This is a genomic window from Clostridium sp. (genome assembly GCF_050717635.1).
Classification (GTDB): Bacteria; Bacillota; Clostridia; order Clostridiales; family Clostridiaceae; genus Clostridium_AD.
In genome coordinates this window covers 1-1,201 of the sequence record NZ_JBOITO010000035.1, presented here as the reverse complement: position 1 = coordinate 1,201, position 1,201 = coordinate 1, and the positions used below count along the sequence as shown (strand labels likewise).

General features: G+C 28.5%; 1 protein-coding gene and 1 pseudogene. Both read right to left on the bottom strand.

What is annotated here, in order from left to right; translation table 11 throughout:
* Positions 1 to 106: 106 nt before the first annotated feature.
* Positions 107 to 607, bottom strand: a pseudogene (locus ACREWB_RS16175) (transposase); the annotation flags it as partial.
* Positions 608 to 678: 71 nt separating this feature from the next.
* Positions 679 to 1,017: a DUF2442 domain-containing protein gene (locus tag ACREWB_RS16170; RefSeq protein ID WP_431548496.1), complete on the bottom strand. Its 339-nt coding sequence runs from the start codon at positions 1,015 to 1,017 to the stop codon at positions 679 to 681.
* Positions 1,018 to 1,201 lie beyond the last annotated feature (184 nt).

Here is a 1,201-nt window from a genome sequence, read left to right as displayed (position 1 = left end):
TATATATTGTTAAGTAAAAAATTATAAATAAACTATAAATAGGTTGCATAGAGAGGGTATATATTATACATGTATAATATATACCCTCTCTTATTTTTCAACATTATTTTAAATTAGGTATTGATAAGGCTACAAACGCCTCGTCAACTTCTATAACTCCACCAACATTTCCAATACCCATATACACTCTGATAGCGTCTAAAAACTTATGCCTCCAATAAAAAGATGTAGGCACACTAATCTCGACTATCTCGGCACATTTTCTTATGGAATAACCATTTATCATACATTTAGAATATAATATCCACTTTTTAATATCTTTCTTACTGTTGTAACGGGGTGAACGTGTAAAGTCAGTAAAGGTCTTTCGGCAGGACTTACAGATATATCTTTGTTTGCCCTTGAACTTGCCATTTCTTGATACTTCCTCATGCCCACAGTGGGGGCAGACTTTTCCCTTGGAGAATCGGTTCTCTTTAACCTCGTTAGTAACTTCGGTTGCATAAGAACCTAATACAATAATTTCTTCAAGATAATTTAATATTTCTTCCTGTCCTGTTGTTCCTAAAGCCTCTAAATCTTTCTTTACTGACGCTACACTTGGCATAATAAGACCTCCGTAATCCTTCATATAATCTTATTATACCAAAATATTCAGAAAATATTAATTTTCAACATTTATCTTAAACATAGCCTTAATAAAATAGGTTTGGAATCAAGATAAATTGAATCTTTACAGATATCAATTCGATTATTCCAAAAGGTATTTGAATCAATAGAAGTATCTCTGTTCCAAGCAACATTGCCTGATTTATCAATAAATACTTCATTGAATTTGTTTAAATCTTTCAAAATTTCAAATACACCAAATAATTTATCATTCATATCATATATTCTAATTTCATCGTTATCGAATTTTATGGTTAAGGTAAAATCTTTATTTGGAATAACATTGATGATTTTCTTTGGATTTTGTAAATAATTCTTTAATTCTTCAGAAATTAAATTAGTATTCAAAATTAACACCTACCAATAATTATTTTAATGGTTCTATAGAAAAGAGTTCTTTTTGTAACCGATGTTTGTCAAGAAGGTTGTCGTATAAAATTTTATATTCGATATCCCTGTAATATATTTCAGAATTTTCAGTCTATTTAATAAATATATAATTCAAAGTTAAAATCAACACTTTTTATACTGT